Source organism: Arthrobacter luteolus NBRC 107841 (assembly GCF_001552075.1).
Taxonomy (GTDB): Bacteria; Actinomycetota; Actinomycetes; order Actinomycetales; family Micrococcaceae; genus Arthrobacter_B; species Arthrobacter_B luteolus.
In genome coordinates this window covers 571,616-594,082 of the sequence record NZ_BCQM01000002.1, presented here as the reverse complement: position 1 = coordinate 594,082, position 22,467 = coordinate 571,616, and the positions used below count along the sequence as shown (strand labels likewise).

Below are 22,467 nucleotides of genomic sequence, written 5' to 3'. Positions count from 1 at the left end.
CGCTTGTGCAAGAATGTTCTTAACAAACGTGCTCCGGGGTCGGTGTAATTCCGAACCGGCGGTTATAGTCCGCGACCCGCACGTCCAGCCGGAACCCCCGGCAGGACGGACGGTTGAACTGGTGAAATTCCAGTACCGACAGTTAAAGTCTGGATGGGAGAAGCACGTACAGTTTGTTGGACCGACGCTCGGCGTACCCCTGTGGGTGCTCCGTTCCGTTGATGCACCGTACTGTCGTACCCCCGGAGCCGCCGCTACGGGATAAGGAACGACATGGATTTTTTGCGGTGGCTCTTTGACGCGCAGATCCCCGTAGGGAACTCTTCCCTGCTGGTGCGCGAACTGCTTGGCAACATCTTCGGGCTGCTCAGCGCCCTCGGCGGTATGCGCCGCAAAGTCTGGGCCTGGCCGGTGGGGATCATCGGCAACGCACTCCTGCTGACCGTTTTCCTTGGTTCGATTTTCGGCGACGCGGACACCGCCAACCTGCTGGGCCAGGCTGGCCGGCAGATCATGTTCATTGCCGTGTCTATCTACGGCTGGCGCCGCTGGCAGACCAGCAAAAACTCCGGTGCAGATGCCGTCACCCCGCAGTGGGCCTCCGGCCGCACCCGGATCATTCTGGTGGCATCCCTGATCCTCGGAACCGCCGCGCTGACACCGGTTTTCGGCATGCTGGGCTCCTACGAACCGGTCTGGGCCGATGCCTGGACCTTCGTTGGCTCGCTGCTGGCCACCTACGGTATGGCCAAGGGCTGGGTCGAATTCTGGCTGATCTGGGTGGCCGTGGACATTGTGGGTGTTCCGCTGCTGTTCAGTGCCGGTTATTACGCGACGGCATTTATGTACCTCTTCTACGGTGGCTTCACACTGGTGGGCTTCTTCGTCTGGTGGCGGGCCAAAGCCCATGAAAAACCGCAGGTCCAGGTGGACATGCCGGACCCTACGGTGCGGTAGCCATGACCTTCAGCGCAGCCTTTAATGCAGCGGAGAACGCTGCCATGGCCCAGGCACTCGACCTGGCGCTCCGGGGCGTGCGTGGCGCGAATCCACTGGTGGGAGCGGTGATCCTGGACAACGACGGCGCGGTGCTGGCTACCGGCTGGCACCGCGGCGCAGGCACACCCCATGCGGAAGCGGACGCGCTGGCGAACGCCGCTGCGGCGGGACTCGACGTGCGGGGAGCCACCATGGTGGTCACATTGGAACCGTGCAACCACACCGGGCGGACCGGCCCCTGCTCCCAGGCCATCATTGGCGCCGGAATCGGGCGGGTGGTCTACGCCGCCGCGGACACAACTGATGACGCCGCCGGGGGAGCAGCTGCCCTGGCCGCCGCGGGAGTTGACACGGCCGGCGGACTGATGGCCGAAGCTTCCCGGGAACTGAACCACCGGTGGTCCGCCGCGATCCGGGAAAACCGTCCTTTCGTCACGGTCAAGACCGCCCAAAGCCTGGATGGGCACACCGCGGCCGCAGACGGCACCAGCCAATGGATCACCTCACCGGAGGCACGGGAAGATGCGCAGGAGCTGCGCCGCCGGTGCGATGCCATCGTTGCCGGAACCGGCACGGTCCAGGCCGACAACCCGCGCCTGACCGCCCGGGGCACCACGCCCGGTGATGAGGGCGCCGGTGCCCTTCCCCAACCGCTGCCGCAGCCGCTCCGGGTGGTGATGGGATCCACGGAGGTTCCGGCCACTGCAGCCGTTCGGGGAACCGACGGCAGGTTCCTGCAGATCCGCACCCATGATCCCGCCGTCGTGCTGTCCGAACTGCACACCCGCGGTGTGCGGCACGTGCTGGTGGAAGGCGGGGCTACCGTGGCCAGCGCGTTCCTGCGCGCCGGGCTGGCGGATGAGCTGGTGGTCTACACCGCGCCGAAGCTGCTGGGGGCGGGCACACCGTCCTTCTTCGGGCTGGGAGTAAGCACCCTGGCCCAGGCCCAGCCCTGGCGGTTCGATGCGGCCGGCGGTGCTTTCCGCCTGACCGGCCCTGACCTGCGGCTCCAGCTGGAACCCATCCCTTCGAACAACGAACCCACGATAGGACACTGACGTGTTTACCGGCATTGTCGCTGAACAGGGCAGCGTAATCTCCCTGACACCCGACGCCTCCGGCGCCGGAAAAAACCTGGTTATCGAAGCCCCCGGCACCTCAGCCGGGCTGGCGCTCGGCGGGTCGATCGCGGTCAACGGTGTCTGCCTCACCGCCACGGCTGTCGACGGCGGGCGGATCTCGCTGGACGTCATCGGCGAAACCCTGGACCGGACCACCACGGGTTCACTGACCCCCGGCCGGAAGGTCAATCTGGAACGCTGTGTCCCGGCCGGCGGCCGGCTGGACGGGCATGTGGTGCAGGGGCACGTTGACGGGGTCGGCTTCCTGCTGGAGCGGGAGCACCTGGGCAGCTGGGACCGGCTCCGGTTTGGGGTGCCGCAGCCGCTGGCGCGGTACATCGCGGAGAAGGGGTCCATCGCCGTTGACGGTGTCTCACTGACCGTGACAGCGGTCAGCGAACCACAGGAGCCGGCGCCCTGGTTTGAGGTCGGGCTGATTCCGACGACGCTGGCTGAGACCGGGCTCGGCGCCCTGGACCCCGGTGACCGGGTGAATCTGGAAGTGGACGTGCTGGCGAAGTACGCTGAGCGGCTGCTGGCTTTCGCCGCTGTGCCCGCGTCAGCCATTCCCGGCGGGGAGGCAGCATGAGCGTCCGTCTGGATTCGATCGCTGCCGCGGCGGAGGCAATCGCTGCGGGCCGCGCCGTCGTCGTCGTGGATGACGAGGACCGCGAAAATGAAGGCGACATTGTGTTTGCGGCGCAGCACGCCACCGCTGAACTGATGGGATTCACCGTCCGGTACACGTCCGGCGTGGTCTGCGTGCCGCTGCCGGGCAGCTATGCGGACCGGCTGAACCTGCCGCCGATGACCGCGGTCAACGAGGACGCCAAAGGGACCGCATACACCGTGTCCTGCGACGCAGCGGCGGGAACCAGCACCGGGATCAGCGCCGCTGACCGGGCGTTGACCTCGCGCGTGCTGGCCGATCCGGCCTCCGAGCCTGCTGACTTGAACAGGCCCGGGCACATCTTCCCGCTCCGGGCGGACGACGGCGGCGTCCGCGCCCGCCGCGGCCATACGGAAGCCGCCGTCGAACTGGCACGTCTGGCCGGCTGCACCCCGGTGGGGGTCATCGCGGAACTGGTGCATGACGACGGGACCATGATGCGGCTGCCCGCGCTCCGGGAGTTCGCCGACGAACATGGCCTGGTCCTGGTGTCCATCGAGGACCTGGTGGCGTTTGTGGAAGCCGCGGCACCGGCGGCGGCCGGAGGCGTGCGGTGACTGCCCCGGAGTCTGGTGCCGTTGTCCCGGGGCCGGAGGTCCGCTTGCCGACGGCGTTCGGGGACTTTGCGGCCCGGGTATGGACCGATGCCCGCACCGGTGCCGAGCACCTGAGCATTTCGGCGCTGGGCGCCGGCGCGGCTGCTGATCCCGATGGCGTGCCGCTGGTCCGGCTGCACTCCGAGTGCCTGACCGGCGACGTCTTTGCGTCCTACCGCTGCGACTGCGGGGAGCAGCTGGAGCAGGCCCTGGGGCTGATCAGCCTGCACGGCGGGACCGTGCTCTATCTGCGGGGGCACGAAGGACGGGGGATCGGACTGGCGAACAAGCTGCGGGCCTACGCGCTGCAGGACGCGGGCGCTGACACGGTGGAGGCGAACGAACAGCTTGGACTGCCGGTCGACGCCCGTGACTACCAGGCGGCTGCGGAGATCCTGCTGCAGATGGGCCTGGCCCGGATCCGGCTGCTCACCAACAACCCCGCGAAACGGGACCGGCTGGAGGCGTTTGGAGTGACCGTTGACGCGATGGTGCCCTCCGAAGTCCCGGTCCGGGCCGAGAACGAGCGGTACCTGCAGACCAAGCGGGACCGGATGAACCACCACCTCAACCTGCTGCGGGCAAATCCCGTCCAGCAGGGCTAACTTCTTCCACCGATTCAAAGGACAACAATATGAGCGGACACGGCGCACCCGATAATGACGTCAGCAGCATCAAGGCACAGGGCCTGGATTTCAAGGTGGCCATCGTCGCGGCCAGCTGGCACACCGAGGTCATGGACGGACTGCTCGACGGCGCGCTGCGGGCAGCAACGGATGCCGGCCTGGGACCCCGGGTGGTCCGGGTGCCGGGAACATTCGAGCTTTCCGTGGCTGCCGCGCGGCTGGCACCGCACTTTGACGCCGTCGTCGCCCTCGGCGTCGTCATCCGCGGCGGAACTCCGCACTTCGACTACGTGTGTTCCTCGGCGACCCAGGGGCTGACTGCCGTGTCCGTGCAGACCGGTACACCGGTTGGATTCGGGGTGCTGACCTGCGACACGGAGCAGCAGGCGCTGGACCGCGCCGGGCTCGAGGGGTCGTCGGAGGACAAGGGCTACGAAGCGTTCGCCGCCGCCGTGAACACCGCCGCTGCGCTGCGCGGGGCCGGGGTTTGAGCGTTCCATTGAACAAGAAGTCACTTCAGGCGGACGGATTTACCGGATTCCGCCCTATCGCGGACCTGGAGACCAACCGGATTCCGCAGCGGCAGGGGATTTTCGCGGTGCTGCGGCCAGCTGGGTTCGAGCCGGTGTTCCTCGCCGAAAGCACCGCCGGGACGTTCAAGCGGAAGAATCCCTCCGTGTTCCGGGCGGTACTTGCGGACGAGTGGGTTCAGGATGCGGACGTCCTGTTCATTGGGAAGGCCGGCCCAGGAAGTAAAGGCAACCGCGGACTGCGCCGCCAGATCCAGGAGTATCTGGACTTCGGCCGGGGCAAGCCGCCGGGACACTGGGACGGCCGGCTGATCTGGCAGCTCGCTGGTGCCGGGACGCTTTTGATGGCCTGGAAGGAGCTCCCTCCGGAGGAGCTCAACGCTGCGCAAGCGGCCTATCACGAGCAGTTCCGCCAGATCCACGGCAGGCTGCCGTTCGCCAACCTGGTTCAGGCGCGCGCCTAGATCCTCGCCGCGCTAGGCTCGGGGCATGGAGAAGTCAGCTGCCGGCGTCGGCGCCTACCTCGAGGCAGTGGTCCCGGCCGTGCGCCGGCGGGATGCGGCCACCCTGCTCGAGATGATGACGCGGATTACCGGGGAGTCACCGGCGATGTGGGGGCCATCCATCATCGGATTCGGTGCGTACCACTACAAATACGCCAGCGGCCGGGAAGGCGACGCTCCCGCCGCCGGGTTCTCGCCGCGCAAGGCCGCGGCGACGGTCTACCTCGCCGACGGAACCGAGGCCTATGCGGAGCAGCTTGAACAGCTCGGCGCGCACACCACGGGCGTTGTCTGCCTGTATCTCAAGGACCTGTCAAAGGTGGACCTGGGCGTGCTGGAGGACATTGTCCGGGAATCCTATGAGCGTGCCAGCCGTGACGGATTTGGTATTCAGTGAGCGGGCTTACTCCGCCGGTTTGGGCGTCCGGATTCCGATCAGGGCGATAACTCCGGCGAGGAAAAACAGGACGGCCGTTGCCAGCGCCGTCTGCTGGAAACCGGGGTAGTCCAGGGCGCCGCCGGAAATCGTACCGATCAGCGCGACGGCGACCAGTCCGGCCACGCGGGAGACAGCATTGTTGACGGCAGAGCCGATGCCGGCCTCTTCTTCGCGCAGTGCGCCCAGCACCGCAGCCGTCAGCGGCGCGACCATCACCGCCAGACCAAAGCTGAAGAGCAGCAGGCCCGGCAGCAGCTGGGTGAAGAAATTCAGCGGGGGACTGACCGTGAGCATCAACAGGAACCCGGCGCCCATGATGGCCGGGCCCGCCGTCATAAAGATGCGCGGACCGTACTTACCGGCCAGGTTTCCAAAATACGTGGAGAGCAGGAGCATGGCGACGGGCAGGGGCAGTGCCGCGAAACCGGCCTGCGTCGCGGAGAAACCGCCCGCCTCCTGCACAAACACGGTGACGGCGAAGGTCCCCAGGGAGAGCGCGGCATAAGCGGCAGCGGTGACCAGGTTGCCGTAACGGAAGTTCCGCGCCCGGAACAGGGACAGCGGCATCATCGGGTACTCGGTGCGGGCTTCACGGATCACGAAAAGCACGAGCGCCGCCAGGCCGAGCAGCAGGGGAATAACGACGCCGGGATGCGTCCAGCCGAGCCGCTCCTGCTCGATCAGGGCGTACACCGAACCGGTGAGCCCGGCCACCGCGAGGAGAGCTCCGGGAATGTCCAGGGCGGCCCTGCGCCGGGGGCTGTCCTGCAGGCCGATCATCAGCAGCAGCGTCACGGCTACCGGCAGCACATTGACGCCGAAGATCAGCCGCCAGCTGGCCCAGTCAACCAGGACACCGCCCAGCAGCGGCCCGATGATCGCGGCAGTACCGGTCCAGGCCGTCCACTGTCCGATGGCCCGGGCACGCTCCCGGCCCTGGTACGTCGTCGTAATCAGGGCCAGGCTGCTCGGGACCAGCAGGGCCGCAGCCATCCCCTGGATGGCCCGGGCCAGGATGAGGAACTCCGGATTCCAGGCCAGGGCGCAGGCCAGGGACGCGACGCCGAATCCGATGATTCCCAGCCGCAGGATCAGCAGCCGGCCGTACGAATCCGAGAGCGAGCCCGCCAGGAGGATCAGCGCCCCGAGCGTGAGCAGGTACGCGTTGACCGTCCACTGCTGGGTGGGCAGTCCGCCGCCGAGCTCCGCGCTGATGGCGGGCAGCGCCACCGTGACGATGGTGCCGTCGAGGAAGGACACAAAGGACGCGAGAATGGCGACGACCAGCAGGCGCCCGCGGTGTGGCGGAATATTGGGGACTTCTGCCATCGTGCGGGGTCCTTCCGACGCCGGGGGGATGCCTACATGCTGGCATCCGAAATAGTGATTGGACAGGTGCCCGCCTGGGACTGGACCGGCGGGCGGAGGCTGTTAGACCAGTTCCAACCCGTCCGCCACCACCTGGCCGCGGTGAAGAACGGTTCGGCCCGGCAGCCTGTCCATGACGGCCGCGGTCACGGTTTCGCCTTCAACCAGGACCAGCTCAGCAGGATCTCCCACGCTAAGGCCAGGACGGTCGGTAACGGAGGACAGGCGTTGTGCCTGCGGGTTCATGACGCTGGCTCCGCCGATGGTGGCCACGGCAACGCAGTGTTCGATGAGCTCGTCCGCCCGGAACCGGCTGGTGAACGCCAGCTGCCAGGTCCGGTCCAGCATGTCCGCGTTCCCGTAGGGGGACCAGTAGTCACGCTGGCCGTCCTGGCCCAGCCCCACCCGGACCCCGGCCGCTGCGAGCTGCTGCAGCGGAAGCGGCTGGCCGGCCGGAGCGATGGTGGCCAGGGAGATGTCCAATGCGGCGAACTCTTCGATGAGTTCCTGCAGCTGACCGGCGGGCAGGTCCGCCAGCCCGTAGCCGTGGGAAATGGTCACCAGTCCCTGCATGCCCAGTGCCTTGGTGCGTTCCAGGATCAGCTGGGCACTGAACAGGCCCAGCTGATCGGGCTCATGCAGGTGGATGTCCACGGGAACGCTGTACTTCTCGGCGAGCCCGAAGACGATGTCCAGATGCCGCACAGGATCCCGGTCAAGGGAGCACGGGTCGATGCCGCCAACGACGTCGGCGCCCAGCTTCAGGGCCTCCTCCAGGACCTCGGCGCTGCCGGCTTCACGGAGCAGCCCCGCCTGCGGAAACGCGATGACCTCGACGTCGGCCCGGTTCCGGTGCGCTTCCCGGGCGGCGAGGACACCCTCGAACCGCTCCAGGCCGGCGTCGACGTCCACCTGGGCATAGGTGCGGACCCGGGTGGTGCCGCGTTCAATCATTGCCCCGAGGCAGGCGGTGGCCCGGTCCGCTATGGAGGCTTCGGCGTTGCGCCAGTTCTGCCTGTCGTTCAGCATCATGCCCCACACCCCAGGTGCCCCTGTGTGCGGGCGGAACGGCAGGCCGATCCGGTTGGAGTCCAGGTGCACGTGCACGTCGGAGAAGGAGGGCAGCAGGATCCGGCCGTTGCCTTCGACGACGCCGGCGCCCGGAGGGGCTTGATCCGCGGCTGCGGTGTCCGCCCTGACGGGCCTGACTGAGGCGATCACACCGTCCTCGAGTGTCACATCGGAGGCTGCTTCGCCCCAGGGGCGTACGTTGCGAAGAAAAACGGTCACTGGTTCAGTCCTGTCGCCGAAAAGTCAGAGCGTGCGCTGCATTCTCCCATCAAAGGGCGGCCTGATGCGAAAGGGCTTGCCCCCCGTAACCTCGACTCCTACGACGATGACTCCCGGGTAGTCCGTTCGGCCGAATTCAGGCGCGCCGCCTGACGGATCAGATGCTCGCGTTCGGGGAGGTTCGGGGCGGCGAGAGCGGCCCGGGCATAGAGCCGTGCGGCTTCCCCGGTGTCGCCGCTGCGTTCGCGGAGGTAGGCCAGGGCAGCGGTATAACGGGGGAGCTCAGGGTCCAAGGCACTCAGAGCAGCCAGCCCTGCCTGTGGACCGTCTGCCTCACCCACGGCCACGGCGCGGTTCAGCTTCGCGACCGGACTGTTCGTCAGTGCAACCAGTTCGTCGTACCACTCAACAATCTGCGGCCAATCGGTTTCCCCGGCGCTGGGGGCATCAGCGTGCAGCGCGGCGATGGCAGCCTGCGCCTGGTATTCGCCCAGCCTTTGCCGGGCCAGTGCCCGCTGCAGTATCACCACCCCTTCGGAGATCAGGGCGGTGTCCCACAGGCTTCGGTCCTGTACCGCCAGCGGGACCAGCTGCCCGGCGTCGTTGATCCGTGCCCGCCGGCGGGCGTGATGAAGCAGCATCAGGGCAAGGAGGCCCTGCACTTCTTCATGCCGCAGCCGGCCGGCCAGTTGGCGGGTCAGCCGGATCGCCTCGGCGGCAAGATCCACGTCGCCGGAATACCCCTCATTGAAGACCAGGTACAGCACCCGGAGGACCGTGGACAGATCTCCCGGAGAATCCAGCCGGACCCCGGATACCGTCCGTTTGGCCCGGCTGATGCGCTGCGCCATAGTGGATTCACTCACCAGATAGGCAGCGGCAATCTGCCGGGTTGTCAGGCCGCCGACGGCACGCAGCGTCAGGGCGACCGCCGAGGAGGGCGTCAGCGAAGGATGGGCGCACAGGAAATAGAGCTGCAGCGTGTCATCCGTTTCGCCGGCGGTCCCGGGCGGAGGTTCGGCATCGGCCCTGAGCTCACGACGACGGCGGGAGGCATCGGCCCGCCCGGCGTCGAGGAACTTCCGCCAGGCCACAGTGACCAGCCAGCCCAGCTGATCCCGCGGCGGAGTGCTTGACCAGGCCCGGACGGCCTCGATCAGGGCTTCCTGGACGGCGTCCTCGGCCGCCGCGAAACCAGCTCCGCGGCGGACGAGCACGGCGATCACCTGCGGGCTGAGCGTGCGGACCTGGGTTTCCTCCACGGGCTGTTTACTCCGTGATGGTGATGGGGGAACCCATAAAGGGGCGCAGCTCGATCCATTCGCGCAGCGGCTTGCCGCCGGCAGCAGGGGCGGCCGAGAGGTCACCGGCCAGTTCGACGGCACGGTCATAACTGTCGACGTCGATCACCATCCAGCCGGCAATCAGGTCCTTGGTTTCCGCGAACGGGCCGTCGGTCACCGGGGGCCGCCCCTCGCCGTCGTACCGTACAAAGGTCCCCTCAGGGGACACCGCCTGTCCGTCGATGTACTCACCGCTGGCCTGCAGCCGGTCGGCGAAATCCTGCATGAACTGCATGTGGGCGGACACTTCCTCCGGTGTCCACTGATCCATCGGCACATCGTTCAGGGGTGCCGGCGCGCCGCGGTAGTGCTTGAGCAACAGATACTTAGCCATAACGATCTCCTTGTGTGGTTCAACACTGGGTCTCCTGCAACACAGCCATTGTGGCCGCATTCACTTCTAAGACGCAGCCGTGTGCCGAATCTCGACATCGGGGCTCCGCCGGGCAGTCTTGCTACGCTAAGGCACCGACTGAGGGGAGCTGGGGGCATTGAAGCGGATGCGTTGGGGGCGGGCAGGGGTGGTGCGGGGCAGCACCTCAGCTGCGGCGGTCCTGCTGCTGATGTGCGTTTCGACCGGGTGCGGGCAGCAGTTCGGAAACCCTGCAGGACCCCGGCCCGTGGCCGAGCTGGCCGATGCCGTCGATTGCACCAGCATGGAGCACATTTTCGGACCAGAGGCCCAGCCGACGGCGCCGGCGGCAGCACCGCCGCCGATAGCCGGATCGGTGCCCGAGGGCTTTGTGCCGGTCGAAGTCATCCGCTGTGGTGCCGCGCTGGAAACCGTCGAGGATCAGAACGGGCTGTGGCGGGCGGTCACGCAGGAGCGTCTCGCCGGAGACCTGGACGCCCTGGCCGCGGCCCTGGCGGAACCCAGCGACGGACCCGGGTGGAACCAGGTCTGCTCCGCCGACATGGAACTGGTCCCCGATCTCTGGCTGCTGGCGGCAGATGGAAAGGCCATGCGCGCTGCCTGGCCCACGGACTCCTGCGGTAAAACCAAGCCCGGCGTGCACGGCGTCCTGGCAGAGATGGACGTGGTCGAGGTGAGCCAGCACAAGACGGCGTTGATCCAGTCCAGGGCAGCCCTGGACGCCGGCTGCCCCGAGGAATGGAGTTTTAGCACGTGGCCGGGAGTAACGGCCCTCGCACCACTCACGACTGACGTCGAGGATGCAGCTACGAGTGGCGGTGAGACCGTGCCTGCCGCACCGGGGCTCCTGCCCAGCGCTGACGACGTCGATTCCCTGCGGATCTGCCACTACCGGACGGCACCCGCGCCGAGCACGCAGGCAACACCGGACGCGTCGGCTGGACTTCCCGGCAGCCCGCAGCCGGAACAGCCCTTTGACCTTATTGAGAGCGTTTCGGGAACCTTCTCCGGAGGAGGAAACCTCACGGGCCCGGCCAAGGACGCTCTTTTGCAGACGGCGGCTGCTGAGCCGTCGGGTGCTGACTGCCGCCAGCCAGCGACCGGGTTTGCGGCGCTTTGGCCGGTGGCCCAGGGCCGCGGCGCCGGCGCGCCGCTGACGCTCGAGCTCGACGGCTGCCGCCGGCTTGTGGGCTTCGACGGTTCCGCCAGGACCGTTCCGGTGGAGCTGATCACCGCCGTCGTCACGGCGTTGGAAAACTAAGCCGCGCCGACCCGGCCAGCTGTCACACCCACACCCAATTCCGCGCCGACCCGCGCCAGAGCGTACCCTTGATCTGTGAAAACCTTCGAAGAGCTATTTGCCGAACTCAGTGAGAAGGCGGCGACCCGGCCTGCCGGGTCTCGCACCGTCGCCGAACTGGAGTCCGGCGTGCACGGCATCGGCAAGAAGGTTGTCGAAGAAGCCGCCGAAGTCTGGATGGCCGCCGAGTACGAGTCGGATGAAGCCGCCGCTGAGGAAATCTCGCAGCTGCTCTACCACCTGCAGGTGCTGATGCTGGCCAAAGGCCTCACCCTGCAGGACATTTACAAGCATCTCTAGCCACGTGCTGCCCTGAGTTCCGCTCAGGCAGCGTGTGGCCCGCCGGCAGGCCCAGCTCCCATCTGACTTCCAGCGAAAGAAACAATTAAATGCTCCGTGTAGCCGTTCCCAACAAGGGTGCCCTGTCCGAATCTGCTTCCGCCATGCTCTCCGAAGCCGGATACCGCCAGCGCCGCGACAGCCGCGAACTGGTGATGGTTGATCCCGACAATGACATCGAATTCTTCTTCCTCCGCCCCCGCGACATTGCGGTTTATGTCGGCTCCGGAACGCTCGACGTCGGACTCACCGGCCGCGACCTGTTCCTGGACGCCCAGGTGGACGCCGAAGAGCTGATGAGCCTCGGCTTCGGCGCCTCAACCTTCCGCTTCGCCGGGCCGGTCGGGGACTTCTCCGCGATGGCCGAACTGAATGGCAAGCGCGTTGCGACCAGCTACGACGGCCTGCTGCGCGACTACCTCGCCGAACACGGCGTGGATGCGTCCGTGGTCCGCCTCGACGGCGCCGTCGAATCGTCCGTGCGCCTTGGCGTCGCGGACGCGATTGCCGACGTCGTCGAAACCGGAACCACCCTCCGCGCCGCCGGCATGGAGATCTTCGGTGAGCCGATCCTGAAGTCCGAGGCCGTGATGATCGGCCGCAAGGGCGCCAATCCGGCCGGGCTGGACGTGCTCAAGCGCCGGCTCAAGGGTGTCCTGGTGGCCCGCCAGTACGTGATGATGGACTACGACGTCCGCAAGGAACTGGTCGAAGCAGCTGCCGCGCTGACGCCCGGACTGGAATCCCCGACCGTGTCCCCGCTGCGGGACTCCGACTGGGTGGCTGTGCGCTCCATGATCAAGAAGTCCGACACCAACCGCATCATGGATGAGCTGTATGACCTGGGAGCCCGCGCCATCCTGGTCAGCACCATCCACGCCTGCCGGATCTAGGGAGTCCCGACATGAGTGTTGCCATTCGCGTCATTCCCTGCCTGGACGTCGACGCCGGCCGTGTGGTCAAAGGCATCAACTTCGAGGGCCTGCGGGACGCCGGCGATCCAGTCGAACTGGCCCACCGCTACGACCGGGCCGGAGCCGATGAACTCACGTTCCTCGATGTCACCGCGTCCTCCGGTGCCCGCGAAACCGTGTTCGACGTCGTCTCCCGCACCGCGGAGGAAGTCTTCATTCCGCTGACCGTCGGCGGCGGTGTCCGCACCATTGAGGACGTCGACCGGCTGCTGCGCTCCGGCGCGGACAAAGCCTCGATCAACTCGGCCGCCGTCGCCCGCCCGGACATCATTGACGAAATCACCCGGCATTTCGGATCCCAGGTGCTGGTGCTCTCCGTGGATGCCCGGCGCATCCACGACGGGTCCACGCCGTCGGGCTTCGAAATCACCACCCACGGCGGCCGCAAGGGCACCGGGATCGACGCCGTTGAATGGGCCAAAGAAGCCGCTGACCGGGGCGTGGGGGAGATCCTGCTGAACTCGATCGACGCCGACGGCACCCGTGACGGGTTCGACCTGGAAATGATCCGCGCCGTCCGCGCCGCGGTGCACGTGCCGCTGATCGCTTCCGGGGGAGCCGGCGTGCCGGAGCACTTCCCGCCGGCTATCGCTGCCGGTGCGGACGCCGTCCTGGCCGCGTCGATCTTCCACTTCGGGCCGGACAACGCCATCGCTGACGTCAAGAAGGCGATCGCGGACGCGGGTTACCCCGTCCGCTGAGCCTGTTGGCTGCGCGGACAGCAGCTATGCGGAAATAAATGGCGCCGGAAGGGACTTGGCACTTAAGTGCCCTTTCGGCGCCGTTCCACTTTCCCCACAGTTTCGGAGAATTCATGACCACCGCACGCGCTTACGCTGCCACCTCCGCCACGGACCCCCTGGTCCCCACCACCATTGAACGCCGCGCCGTCGGCCCGCACGACGTGCTGATCGACATCGCCTACGCCGGTGTCTGCCACTCTGACATCCACACCGTCCGCGGCGAGTGGGGCCCGATTGCCTACCCGCAGGTGGTTGGCCACGAGATCGTGGGCACCGTGGCCGAAGTCGGCCCTGAAGTCACCGCCCATAAGGTGGGGGACCGGGTGGGCGTTGGCTGCATGGTGAACTCCTGCCGCGAGTGTGTGAACTGCCTCGCCGGCATGGAGAATTACTGCCTCAAGGGCAACACCGGCACCTACGCCGCCAAGGATCTCGACGGCACGATCACGCAGGGCGGCTACTCCACCTCCGTGGTGGTGAACGATGACTTTGTCCTCCGGGTTCCGGAGAGCATCCCCTACGAAGCCGCCGCTCCGCTGCTGTGCGCCGGCATCACCACCTACTCGCCCCTGGCCCACTGGAAGGCGGGCCCCGGCAAGCAGGTCGCCGTCGTGGGTATGGGCGGACTCGGCCACATGGCCGTCAAGATCGCCGCGGCCATGGGTGCTGAAGTGACCGTCCTGTCCCAGACGCTGAACAAGGAGGAGGACGGCCTGCGTTTCGGTGCCGAGCACTACTACGCCACCAGCGACGCTGCCACCTTCGAGAAGCTGGCCAACAGCTTCGACCTGATCATCAACACCGTCAGCGCTCCGGTGGACCTGCAGTCCTACCTGAACCTGCTCCGTCTCGACGGCACCATGGTCAACGTGGGTGCACCGCCCGAGGCGCTGCCTGTTTCTGTCTTCGGCCTGATGCGCAACCGCCGCTCCTTCGCGGCGTCGGGCATCGGCAGCATTGGCGAGACCCAGGAAATGCTGGACTTCTGCGCCGAGCACAATATTGCACCGGAGATCGAACTGATCGACGCTAAGGAAATCAACACAGCCTACGAGCGTGTCCTGAAGTCTGACGTGCGCTACCGCTTCGTGATCGATACGGCAACGATCTAGCCGCCGTGCAGTCCTGAAGGCCTACAGTCCGATGTCGGCGCTCTCCAACAGGGCAACGGCGTCGGGCTGGCCTTCGAACATCACCAGTGCCTGCTGTGTGCGGCCGTGGGCGTGGAGGAGGAGTTCGCCCGGCTCACCGACGATCGCCACGGAAACCGCAGCGCGCTTGGCCACGTGGCGCGGACCGTCCGGACGGACCAGGATGATGCCGACGTCGACGCCGCGGTACAGGATGGCGGCCCGCTTCAGCAGATCGGACCAGAGGGCGTCGGAGTACTCGGAATCCAGCGCGCGGGGCGCCCACCGGTCACCGGCACGGCGGATGTCCTCGGTGTGGACGAAATATTCGGTAAGGTTCGCGCTGTTGTCCACCGATTTGAGGTGCATGGGGGAGAGCGCCGGAGGGCCCGCCCGGAAGGCCTTCACCAGCTTGGCGTAGCCTTCGGAGGTTGATGCCTTCTCCACCATGGCGTCCATGGCTTTGGCGGTCTTGCCGGCGAACGGCTTCATGAAAAAACCAAGCGCGGCGGCGGGCCGGTGCTCGCGCAGGTACAGGTGCGCGGCCAGATGCCGGGTGTCCCACCCTTCGCAGAGCGTAGGCGCGTGGGGACCGGCCGCAAGCAGTGTTTCGGCCAGGACTTCACGGGAAGGTTCAACGAATTGCATCACTGCTGAAACTAGCATGGAACCCCCGGCTTTGCCCGTGGGACGCGGCCATTCGGCCCCGCGGGAGGTAAACCCACTAGAATCGGTAGTGATGGCAACAGATACCACCCCCCAGACACCCCGCCCGGCATCCGCATTGGACCCCGGTATTGCAGCGACCCTGAAGCGGGATGAGGCCGGCCTTGTTGCCGCTGTCATCCAGCAGCACGACACGGGCGAGGTGCTGATGCTCGGCTGGATGGACGACGAAGCCCTCCACCGTACGCTCACCACCGGCCGCGTGACCTTCTGGTCCCGGTCGCGGCAGGAATACTGGCGCAAAGGCGACACTTCCGGCCACGTGCAGCACGTGAAGTCAGTGGCACTGGACTGCGACGGCGATGCCCTCCTGGTCCGCGTCGACCAGGTTGGAGCCGCCTGCCACACCGGCACCCGGACCTGCTTCGAGGGCCGCAGCCTGGCCGTGTCTGCCTAAGTCTTCAGACCCCTTCTAACCCGAAAGCCCCAACACCATGCAGGATCTAGGCGTTATCAGTCCCACCCTGGAGGAGTTCCGGGCCCTGGCCGCGGACCGCCGCGTTGTTCCCGTCCGGCTGAAGGTCCTGGCCGACGCGCATACGCCCATCGGCATTTACCGCAAGCTCGCCGCAGGCGAGCCCGGTACGTTCCTGATGGAATCAGCGGCCTCCGGCGGCGTCTGGTCCCGCTATTCCTTTATCGGGGCGCGTTCCCGCGCCACCCTGACCACCCGGGACGGCCAGGCCTGCTGGCTGGGCGAACCGCCGAAGGGTGTTCCGCTGAACGGGAACCCCGTCGACGCGATGGCCGCCACCCTGCAGCTGCTGGCGACCGACCGGTTTGACGGACTGCCGCCCTTCACCTCCGGGCTGGTCGGATTCGTCGGCTGGGAATCGGTGCGGCACTGGGAGAAACTGCCGTCCCCGCCGGTTGATGACCTGGACCTGCCCGAAATTGCCATGAACCTGGTCTCAGACATGGCCATCCATGACAACTCCGACGGCACGGTGATGCTGGTGGCGAACGCCATCAACTTTGACGGTTCCGATGAGCGGGTCGACGACGCCTGGCAGGATGCCGTGGCCCGGCTGCACAGGATGCTGGACCGGCTCGCAGCGCATACCCCGCAGCAGGCCGTCACAGTGCTCGACGGCGGAACGGTGGACGTCGCCGCGCTCACCGCAGGCGTTAAGGAAAGCTGGCCGAAACCGGACTACCTAAAGGCCGTGGAGCGCGGCAAGGAAGCCATCGTTGACGGTGAAGTCTTCCAGGTGGTGATTTCCCGCCGCTTCGAGATGGAGTGCCGGGCGGACGCCCTGGACGTGTACCGCGTGCTGCGCAACACCAACCCCAGCCCGTACATGTACCTCTTCAACTTCGAAGACGCCCGCGGCAACCCCTTCGCCGTCGTCGGATCTTCTCCCGAAGCGCTGGTGAAGGTGACCGGAAGCGAAGTGATCACCCACCCGATCGCAGGTTCCCGGCCGCGCGGCAGGACCCAGGAACTGGACCGCACACTGGCCGAGGAACTCCTGGTGGATGAGAAGGAACGCGCCGAGCACCTGATGCTGGTGGATCTGGCCCGTAACGACCTGTCCAAGGTCTGCCGTCCCGGCAGCGTCGACGTCACCCAGTTCATGGAGGTGGAGCGCTTCAGCCACATCATGCACCTGGTCTCCACCGTGGTGGGCGAGCTTTCGCCGCAGAGTTCAGCGTACGACGTCCTCTCCGCCACCTTCCCGGCCGGCACGCTGTCCGGCGCCCCGAAGCCGCGGGCCCTGAGCCTGCTGGATGAACTGGAGCCGCACCGCCGCGGGATTTACGGCGGCGTGGTTGGCTACCTCGATTTCGCCGGGGACATGGACATGGCCATTGCCATCCGTTCGGCCCTGCTGCGCGACGGCAAAGCCTACGTGCAGGCCGGCGGCGGGATCGTGGCCGACTCGGACCTGGAAGCCGAAGCCCAGGAAACCGTCAACAAGGCGGCGGCCCCCCTGCGGGCAGCACTGATCGCCGACGGCCTGACACCGGTCACCCCCACGGTGACAGAACAGATTTTCAACAGGCAGGAAACCTCCAAGTGAGCACTAAACCCGTACCGTCCGCGCCGCGCTGGCGCCGCAAGTCGACGGTCGTGTTCGGCACCGTGCTGCTCGGCGCCGCGGCTTTCGGCACCACGACCAGGACCTGGCTCGACGTCGTCCTGCCGCAGGCAGCCGTTAACACTCCGGACATTGCCGTTGCCGGCAGCGAAGCGGCCACCGCGGTGACCGCTTTCGCCGTCGTCGCCGTAGCCGCCGCCCTGGCCGGTTCAATTGCCGGAAAGGTGGCGCGGTGGATTATTGCCGTTGTCCTTGCGGTTGCCGGAATCGGTGTTGCCTACGCCAGCTGGGCTGTGGTGCAGGATCCCGCGCAGGGCGCCGCCGGTGCCGTCGGCAAGGCGATCGGAGTAAGTGGAGCAGCAGGCGCAGAGGTCAGCCTGACCCCCATGCCGTTCCTGGCTGCCGCCGCCGGTGTGCTGATTGTGCTGGCCGCCGCCTGGTTCGCCGCAGCATCGCGCAGCTGGCCGGTTTCACGGCGCTACGCCGCTCAGCCGGCTACCGGTGCCGCCGCAAAGGATGAATCCACGCAGCCGCCCATCGACGAAATTGACAGCTGGGACCGCCTGACCAAGGGCGAAGATCCCACTAACTACCGCTGACCAGCGCAGGGCCCGGCAACGTGCCGCGCAACATGTAAGAGAGTTTCCGCCTGCTAATGGCAGAATGGTAACCAGATTCGTTCACGAGGAGATTCACCATGAGCACAAACGCCATCGACCAGCACGAGACCAAGCCCGCAAACGAGGCCGAGGCCCACGCCAGCATCCACGACGAGACGATTGGCCACGGCAACACCCCCGCCGCCTGGACGTGCGTGCTCATCATGATCGTTGGAGGCCTGGTTTCCAGCATCGGCTTCGTCATGGCCAGCTGGGTCGTATTCGGCAGCGGACTGGGCCTGATGGTCGTTGGCCTGATCGTCGGCTGGGCCATGCGCAAGGCCGGCTACGGCGTTGGCGGTTCCAAGCTCTCAGGCAACGGGCACTAATGAGCGTTCTTGACGACATCATTGCCGGCGTCCGCGAGGACCTGGCCCAGCGGCAGCAGGCTATGCCGCTGGAAAAGGTGCAGGAGCGCGCCGCAGCGGCCGCTCCTGCCCTTGATGCCTTCGCCGCCCTCGGCGGCAACGACTCACCCCGCGCCACCCTCCGGGTGATCTCCGAGGTCAAGCGCAGCAGCCCCTCCAAAGGCGAACTGGCCGACATCACCGACCCGGCTGCCCTGGCGGTGCGCTACGAGAACGGCGGCGCGGCCGTCATCAGCGTCCTCACAGAGCAGCGGCGCTTCAAGGGATCACTGGCAGATTTCGACGCCGTCCGGGCGGCAGTGCGGATTCCGCTGCTGCGCAAGGACTTCACCGTCGAGCCGTACCAGATCTGGGAAGCCCGTGCCCACGGCGCGGACCTGGTGCTCCTGATCGTCGCCGCACTGGACGACGCACAGCTGCGCTCCTTCCTGGACCTGACCCACGAACTGGGCATGAATGCCCTCGTGGAAGCGCACACCGCGGAGGAAATCCAGCGGGCAGTGGCCGTGGGCTCCCGGATCATCGGAGTCAACGTCCGGAACCTCAAGACCCTCGACGTCGACCGCTCGGTCTTCGCCGCACTCTCGGCTTCGATCCCCGCCGAAGCAGTTGTGGTTGCCGAATCGGGTGTCCGGGACTCCGCCGACGTCGCACATTACGCCGAACACGGCGCGAACGCCGTGCTGGTGGGCGAGGCATTGGTCAAACACAATGACCCGTCCGCCACGATCGCCGAATTCATGCAGGCTGGGGCGGGCGCAATCGCAGCCCGGCTGCACGCAAGCAGCCAGGGATAACTAACGACATACCTATTTCCGGACTTGCCGCAGCGAATCCGGACCAGAGCAGGACAGGACAGGCTCCATGACCGGGACCCCGGAAAACAGCACCTCCGCCAGTACGCCCAGCACAGGGGGGAACAGCGTGTCGGAGCAGGTGACGGAATCCTTCCTGGCCGGCGGGCCCTCACTGCGCCACGCGGCGGGACCCTACTTCGGTGAGTACGGCGGCCGCTGGATGCCCGAATCGCTGATCGCGGCCCTCGACGAGCTGACCGACACCTTCGAAAAGGCCAAGGCCGACCCGGAGTTCACGGCACAGATCGCGGACCTCAACCGGAACTACTCCGGCCGGCCCTCCCTGCTCACCGAGGCCAAGCGTTTCGCCGAGCATGCCGGCGGCGTCCGCATCTTCCTCAAGCGCGAGGACCTGAACCACACCGGCTCGCACAAGATCAACAACGTCCTTGGCCAGGCACTGCTGGCCAAGCGCATGGGTAAGACGCGCATCATCGCCGAGACCGGTGCCGGCCAGCACGGCGTGGCCAGCGCCACCGCCGCCGCCCTGATGGGCATGGAATGCGTTGTCTACATGGGCGCCGAAGACTGCCGCCGGCAGGCCCTGAACGTCGCCCGCATGGAACTCCTCGGCGCTACGGTCATTCCGGTGAGCCACGGGTCGGCAACCCTCAAGGATGCCATCAACGAGGCCCTGCGCGACTGGGTGGCCAACGTGGACAACACCCACTACCTGCTCGGCACCGCTGCCGGCGCGCATCCCTTCCCGGCCCTGGTCCGTTACTTCCACGAAGTCATCGGCGAAGAAGCCCGTGCCCAGATCCTGGAACAGACCGGCAAACTGCCCGACGCCGTCTGTGCCTGTGTGGGCGGCGGCTCCAATGCCATTGGTCTCTTCCACGGCTTCCTGGACGACCCCGGCGTCAAGATCTACGGCTTTGAGGCCGGCGGCGACGGCGTGGACACGCCCCGCCATGCCGCCACCATCACCCTGGGCCGCCCCGGTGTGCTGCACGGGGCCCGGACCTACCTGATGCAGGACGAAGACGGGCAGACGATCGAGTCGCACTCGATCTCCGCCGGCCTGGATTACCCCGGTGTCGGTCCGGAGCACGCCTACCTGGCGGACATCGGCAGGGTCATCTACGAACCGATCACGGACGCCGAAGCGATGGAAGCGTTCCAGCTGCTCTGCCGGACCGAAGGCATTATTCCCGCGATTGAGTCCTCCCACGCCCTGGCCGGAGCCATCAAGGTAGGCCAGCGGCTCGCCGCCGAGGCCGGATCCGACGGCACGGTTCAGGACAGGATTGTCCTGGTCAACCTCTCCGGCCGCGGAGACAAGGACGTGGCGACCGCCGCTGAATGGTTCAACCTGCTGGACGAGAAGTCAGCTGAAGCCGAGATCGGCAAAGAAGGAGAACAGCTGTGAGCATCTCGACCCTGAGCAAGTCCGCCGCAGCAATCGACCGGGCACGGGCTGACGGCCGCGCCGCACTGGTCGGTTACCTGCCCGCCGGCTTCCCCTCCGTGCAGGAAACCATCGACGCCGGCATCGCGCTGGCCCGGAACGGCGCGGACCTGATCGAAATCGGTATTCCGTACTCGGACCCGGTCATGGACGGCTCGGTCATCCAGGCTGCAACCAGCCAGGCACTGGAAAACGGTTTCCGCGTGCAGGAGGTGTTCGACGTCGTAGCAGGCATCACCGCCGCCACCGACGCCGCCGTCCTGGTTATGACGTACTGGAACCCCGTGATGCGGATGGGTGTTGACGAATTTGCCCGCCGCCTGGCCGAGGCCGGGGGAGCCGGACTGATCACACCGGACCTCATTCCAGACGAAGCCGCCGAATGGATGGCTGCCTCGGATAAGTACGGACTGGACCGCGTTTTCCTCGTGGCACCGTCCTCCACCCCTGAGCGCATGAAGGCCACCGTCGAGGCCAGCCGCGGCTTCGTCTACGCCGTGTCCATCATGGGCGTCACCGGAACCCGGAACCAGGTCTCCGATGCCGCTGAGGGCGTGGTCACCGCAGCGCGCCACGCCGGAGCCGAACGGGTGTGCGTGGGCCTGGGCGTTTCAACCGCCAGCCATGTCCGCGAAATCGGCGCCTACGCCGACGGTGTGATCGTGGGGACCGCCCTGGTGGCCGCCCTGCGCGACGGCGGCCCTGACGCCGTCGGCACCCTGACCAGTGAACTCAGCACCGGAACCCGAAAGAGCTGACCATGCCGATGTCCCTGGCGGTTCCAGCCGCAATCCCCAGCCCGCCAGCCGACTTCAGCAGCATCTCGCTGGGGCCGCTGACCATCCACGCCTACGCGCTGTGCATCCTCGCCGGGATTGTCCTGGCCCTGTGGATGACTTCGGTGCGCTGGAAGCGCCGCGGGCTGCCCACAGACGCCGTCTGGGACATCGCTATCTGGGCCATCCCGTTCGGTATCATCGGCGGACGCCTGTACCACGTGGTGTCTTCCCCGGCTGCGTATTTCGGTCCGGACGGGGACCTGGCACTTATTCCGCAGATCTGGCGCGGCGGGCTGGGAATCTGGGGCGCGATCGCGCTAGGCGCGGTGGGTGCCTGGATTGGCTGCCGCCGGGCGAACATCAAACTTTCCACCTTCGCAGATGTCGCTGCACCCGGGGTGCTGCTGGCCCAGGCCGTTGGCCGCTGGGGCAACTGGTTCAACCAGGAGCTCTTCGGCGGCCCCACCGACCTTCCCTGGGGCCTGGAAATCGACCCCAATAACAACAACTTCCCCGACGGCACCGCGCCCGGCACACTCTTCCATCCCACGTTCCTGTACGAATCACTCTGGAACCTGGCCGGCGTTGCCCTGCTGCTCGCACTGGACAAACGCTTCCGGCTGCGCGGCGGGCGGCTGTTCTGGCTCTACGCGGCGATCTACACGCTGGGACGCACCTGGATCGAAATGCTCCGGATCGATGACGCCGAAATGATCACGTTCTTCGGCCTCACCCAGCGCCTGAACGTGTGGACCAGCCTGGTGATGCTGCTGGTCTCCATCGGGATGTTCATCTACCTTTCCGTCCGGGCCCGGAAGACGCCCGGGTCTTCGCTTTACCTGGACGGCCGGCAGGACGGGGAGAGTGAACCCGCAGACCGCAGTAACAATTCACCGGTTGATAACAAGAACGAAACAGATTCCGGCAGCGTGAAATCTGCGTCACAAATCCGTGAACAGCGTGCTAGTCTCGCAGAGACAAAAAATGAGGCATCCAAGCCTCAGCGGCCCGACGAGTCGGGCCCAGCCACTTAGGACCTGTTCCGGGTTACCTCCCGGAACCAGTCCCGAGGCCACATCGAGGTGGCGGCAACGGTGACCGTACCCGGGGACAACCCCGGCAGGCAACCGCACGGATCACGTTTTCCAGAGCCAGCCCCCATCCCGCATGCAGGGTCCTCCCGGATTCGCGACCGTAAAATCATTCTCTGACCCACCGGCAGCACATGCCGCCGGTGTGGGGCCAATGTCGTCCCCTCCCAACGCACAACAGGGGGAAGGA

26 protein-coding genes and 1 riboswitch are annotated in these 22,467 nt (G+C 66.7%); of the genes, 21 read left to right on the top strand and 5 right to left on the bottom strand.

What is annotated here, in order from left to right:
- Positions 1-24: 24 nt before the first annotated feature.
- Positions 25-170: riboswitch (FMN riboswitch) on the top strand.
- 103 nt (positions 171-273) lie between these two features.
- From pnuC to AL3_RS06700, 8 genes are read left to right on the top strand one after another with little or no spacing between them, the layout of a single operon-like run.
- Positions 274-957, top strand: coding sequence for a nicotinamide riboside transporter PnuC (gene pnuC, locus AL3_RS06735; protein ID WP_066298315.1), 684 nt, complete (start codon positions 274-276; stop codon positions 955-957).
- Positions 958-959: 2 nt separating this feature from the next.
- Entirely contained in the window at positions 960-2,057 is a 1,098-nt protein-coding gene (ribD, locus tag AL3_RS06730) for a bifunctional diaminohydroxyphosphoribosylaminopyrimidine deaminase/5-amino-6-(5-phosphoribosylamino)uracil reductase RibD (protein ID WP_066298312.1), read from the top strand.
- Position 2,058: 1 nt separating this feature from the next.
- Complete coding sequence (locus AL3_RS06725; protein WP_066298310.1) at positions 2,059-2,709, top strand: riboflavin synthase; 651 nt, start codon at positions 2,059-2,061, stop codon at positions 2,707-2,709.
- Positions 2,706-3,347: a 3,4-dihydroxy-2-butanone-4-phosphate synthase gene (ribB, locus tag AL3_RS06720; protein WP_066298309.1), complete on the top strand. Its 642-nt coding sequence runs from the start codon at positions 2,706-2,708 to the stop codon at positions 3,345-3,347. The genes AL3_RS06725 and ribB overlap by 4 nt, the downstream gene beginning before the upstream one ends.
- The gene (ribA, locus tag AL3_RS06715) at positions 3,344-3,991 is read left to right on the top strand and encodes a GTP cyclohydrolase II (protein WP_066298308.1); all 648 of its coding nucleotides are present in this window, start codon (positions 3,344-3,346) and stop codon (positions 3,989-3,991) included. The genes ribB and ribA overlap by 4 nt, the downstream gene beginning before the upstream one ends.
- Before the next feature lie 29 nt (positions 3,992-4,020).
- Positions 4,021-4,503 (top strand): 6,7-dimethyl-8-ribityllumazine synthase, encoded by a 483-nt coding sequence (ribH, locus tag AL3_RS06710; RefSeq protein ID WP_066298306.1) that lies wholly within the window; start codon positions 4,021-4,023, stop codon positions 4,501-4,503.
- Complete coding sequence (locus tag AL3_RS06705; protein ID WP_066298304.1) at positions 4,500-5,006, top strand: hypothetical protein; 507 nt, start codon at positions 4,500-4,502, stop codon at positions 5,004-5,006. The genes ribH and AL3_RS06705 overlap by 4 nt, the downstream gene beginning before the upstream one ends.
- Before the next feature lie 25 nt (positions 5,007-5,031).
- Entirely contained in the window at positions 5,032-5,442 is a 411-nt protein-coding gene (locus AL3_RS06700; protein ID WP_066298302.1) for a DUF1801 domain-containing protein, read from the top strand.
- A gap of 6 nt (positions 5,443-5,448) precedes the next feature.
- On the opposite strand, the gene AL3_RS06695 is transcribed toward AL3_RS06700, so the two are convergent.
- The 4 genes from AL3_RS06695 to AL3_RS06680 form a co-directional block, all read right to left on the bottom strand.
- The gene (locus tag AL3_RS06695) at positions 5,449-6,813 is read right to left on the bottom strand and encodes an MFS transporter (RefSeq protein ID WP_066298299.1); all 1,365 of its coding nucleotides are present in this window, start codon (positions 6,811-6,813) and stop codon (positions 5,449-5,451) included.
- Between the two features lie 102 nt (positions 6,814-6,915).
- Positions 6,916-8,142 (bottom strand): amidohydrolase family protein, encoded by a 1,227-nt coding sequence (locus tag AL3_RS06690; protein ID WP_066298297.1) that lies wholly within the window; start codon positions 8,140-8,142, stop codon positions 6,916-6,918.
- A 98-nt stretch (positions 8,143-8,240) separates the two neighbouring features.
- The gene (locus tag AL3_RS06685) at positions 8,241-9,404 is read right to left on the bottom strand and encodes an RNA polymerase sigma factor (protein WP_066298295.1); all 1,164 of its coding nucleotides are present in this window, start codon (positions 9,402-9,404) and stop codon (positions 8,241-8,243) included.
- Between the two features lie 7 nt (positions 9,405-9,411).
- Positions 9,412-9,819: a YciI family protein gene (locus AL3_RS06680; protein WP_066298292.1), complete on the bottom strand. Its 408-nt coding sequence runs from the start codon at positions 9,817-9,819 to the stop codon at positions 9,412-9,414.
- Between the two features lie 286 nt (positions 9,820-10,105).
- On the opposite strand from AL3_RS06680, the gene AL3_RS06675 reads away from it, so the two are divergent.
- The 5 genes from AL3_RS06675 to AL3_RS06655 all read left to right on the top strand — a co-directional run bounded on the left by AL3_RS06675 (position 10,106) and on the right by AL3_RS06655 (position 14,326).
- Positions 10,106-11,119: a hypothetical protein gene (locus tag AL3_RS06675; protein WP_151723928.1), complete on the top strand. Its 1,014-nt coding sequence runs from the start codon at positions 10,106-10,108 to the stop codon at positions 11,117-11,119.
- A gap of 75 nt (positions 11,120-11,194) precedes the next feature.
- Complete coding sequence (locus tag AL3_RS06670) at positions 11,195-11,458, top strand: phosphoribosyl-ATP diphosphatase (protein WP_066298286.1); 264 nt, start codon at positions 11,195-11,197, stop codon at positions 11,456-11,458.
- Between the two features lie 89 nt (positions 11,459-11,547).
- A complete protein-coding gene (gene hisG, locus AL3_RS06665) occupies positions 11,548-12,390 on the top strand; it encodes an ATP phosphoribosyltransferase (protein WP_066298283.1) in 843 nt (280 codons plus the stop codon).
- A gap of 11 nt (positions 12,391-12,401) precedes the next feature.
- Entirely contained in the window at positions 12,402-13,172 is a 771-nt protein-coding gene (gene hisF, locus AL3_RS06660; RefSeq protein ID WP_066298281.1) for an imidazole glycerol phosphate synthase subunit HisF, read from the top strand.
- 113 nt (positions 13,173-13,285) lie between these two features.
- A complete protein-coding gene (locus AL3_RS06655) occupies positions 13,286-14,326 on the top strand; it encodes an NAD(P)-dependent alcohol dehydrogenase (protein ID WP_066298278.1) in 1,041 nt (346 codons plus the stop codon).
- 21 nt (positions 14,327-14,347) lie between these two features.
- On the opposite strand, the gene AL3_RS06650 is transcribed toward AL3_RS06655, so the two are convergent.
- Positions 14,348-14,992 (bottom strand): TIGR03085 family metal-binding protein, encoded by a 645-nt coding sequence (locus tag AL3_RS06650; RefSeq protein ID WP_066298276.1) that lies wholly within the window; start codon positions 14,990-14,992, stop codon positions 14,348-14,350.
- 91 nt (positions 14,993-15,083) lie between these two features.
- Between AL3_RS06650 and hisI the strand changes: the two genes are divergently transcribed.
- From hisI to lgt, 8 genes are all read left to right on the top strand, one after another.
- On the top strand, positions 15,084-15,467 hold the full coding sequence (gene hisI, locus AL3_RS06645; protein ID WP_066298274.1) for a phosphoribosyl-AMP cyclohydrolase: 384 nt from the start codon (positions 15,084-15,086) through the stop codon (positions 15,465-15,467).
- Between the two features lie 37 nt (positions 15,468-15,504).
- Complete coding sequence (locus AL3_RS06640) at positions 15,505-17,094, top strand: anthranilate synthase component I (protein ID WP_066298272.1); 1,590 nt, start codon at positions 15,505-15,507, stop codon at positions 17,092-17,094.
- The gene (locus tag AL3_RS06635; protein ID WP_066298269.1) at positions 17,091-17,711 is read left to right on the top strand and encodes a Trp biosynthesis-associated membrane protein; all 621 of its coding nucleotides are present in this window, start codon (positions 17,091-17,093) and stop codon (positions 17,709-17,711) included. Before AL3_RS06640 ends, AL3_RS06635 begins: the two co-directional genes overlap by 4 nt.
- A gap of 98 nt (positions 17,712-17,809) precedes the next feature.
- Positions 17,810-18,100 (top strand): HGxxPAAW family protein, encoded by a 291-nt coding sequence (locus AL3_RS06630; protein ID WP_083521505.1) that lies wholly within the window; start codon positions 17,810-17,812, stop codon positions 18,098-18,100.
- Positions 18,100-18,936, top strand: a complete 837-nt coding sequence (gene trpC, locus AL3_RS06625; RefSeq protein WP_066298268.1) for an indole-3-glycerol phosphate synthase TrpC — start codon at positions 18,100-18,102, stop codon at positions 18,934-18,936. The genes AL3_RS06630 and trpC overlap by 1 nt, the downstream gene beginning before the upstream one ends.
- Before the next feature lie 67 nt (positions 18,937-19,003).
- A complete protein-coding gene (gene trpB, locus AL3_RS06620; RefSeq protein WP_246168537.1) occupies positions 19,004-20,368 on the top strand; it encodes a tryptophan synthase subunit beta in 1,365 nt (454 codons plus the stop codon).
- The gene (gene trpA, locus AL3_RS06615; RefSeq protein WP_066298263.1) at positions 20,365-21,165 is read left to right on the top strand and encodes a tryptophan synthase subunit alpha; all 801 of its coding nucleotides are present in this window, start codon (positions 20,365-20,367) and stop codon (positions 21,163-21,165) included. Before trpB ends, trpA begins: the two co-directional genes overlap by 4 nt.
- Positions 21,166-21,167: 2 nt before the next feature.
- Positions 21,168-22,220: a prolipoprotein diacylglyceryl transferase gene (gene lgt / locus AL3_RS06610; protein ID WP_151723929.1), complete on the top strand. Its 1,053-nt coding sequence runs from the start codon at positions 21,168-21,170 to the stop codon at positions 22,218-22,220.
- Positions 22,221-22,467: the final 247 nt, after the last annotated feature.

Coding starts and splice junctions, on each gene's coding strand:
- trpC (WP_066298268.1), top strand. CDS start 18,100: ATGAGCGTTCTTGACGACATCATTGCCGGCGTCCGCGAGGACCTGGCC.
- AL3_RS06650 (WP_066298276.1), bottom strand. CDS start 14,992: ATGCAATTCGTTGAACCTTCCCGTGAAGTCCTGGCCGAAACACTGCTT.
- ribB (WP_066298309.1), top strand. CDS start 2,706: ATGAGCGTCCGTCTGGATTCGATCGCTGCCGCGGCGGAGGCAATCGCT.
- AL3_RS06700 (WP_066298302.1), top strand. CDS start 5,032: ATGGAGAAGTCAGCTGCCGGCGTCGGCGCCTACCTCGAGGCAGTGGTC.
- hisF (WP_066298281.1), top strand. CDS start 12,402: ATGAGTGTTGCCATTCGCGTCATTCCCTGCCTGGACGTCGACGCCGGC.
- AL3_RS06695 (WP_066298299.1), bottom strand. CDS start 6,813: ATGGCAGAAGTCCCCAATATTCCGCCACACCGCGGGCGCCTGCTGGTC.
- hisI (WP_066298274.1), top strand. CDS start 15,084: ATGGCAACAGATACCACCCCCCAGACACCCCGCCCGGCATCCGCATTG.
- ribD (WP_066298312.1), top strand. CDS start 960: ATGACCTTCAGCGCAGCCTTTAATGCAGCGGAGAACGCTGCCATGGCC.
- trpB (WP_246168537.1), top strand. CDS start 19,004: ATGACCGGGACCCCGGAAAACAGCACCTCCGCCAGTACGCCCAGCACA.
- pnuC (WP_066298315.1), top strand. CDS start 274: ATGGATTTTTTGCGGTGGCTCTTTGACGCGCAGATCCCCGTAGGGAAC.
- AL3_RS06655 (WP_066298278.1), top strand. CDS start 13,286: ATGACCACCGCACGCGCTTACGCTGCCACCTCCGCCACGGACCCCCTG.
- AL3_RS06640 (WP_066298272.1), top strand. CDS start 15,505: ATGCAGGATCTAGGCGTTATCAGTCCCACCCTGGAGGAGTTCCGGGCC.
- AL3_RS06680 (WP_066298292.1), bottom strand. CDS start 9,819: ATGGCTAAGTATCTGTTGCTCAAGCACTACCGCGGCGCGCCGGCACCC.
- AL3_RS06630 (WP_083521505.1), top strand. CDS start 17,810: ATGAGCACAAACGCCATCGACCAGCACGAGACCAAGCCCGCAAACGAG.
- lgt (WP_151723929.1), top strand. CDS start 21,168: ATGCCGATGTCCCTGGCGGTTCCAGCCGCAATCCCCAGCCCGCCAGCC.
- hisG (WP_066298283.1), top strand. CDS start 11,548: ATGCTCCGTGTAGCCGTTCCCAACAAGGGTGCCCTGTCCGAATCTGCT.
- ribH (WP_066298306.1), top strand. CDS start 4,021: ATGAGCGGACACGGCGCACCCGATAATGACGTCAGCAGCATCAAGGCA.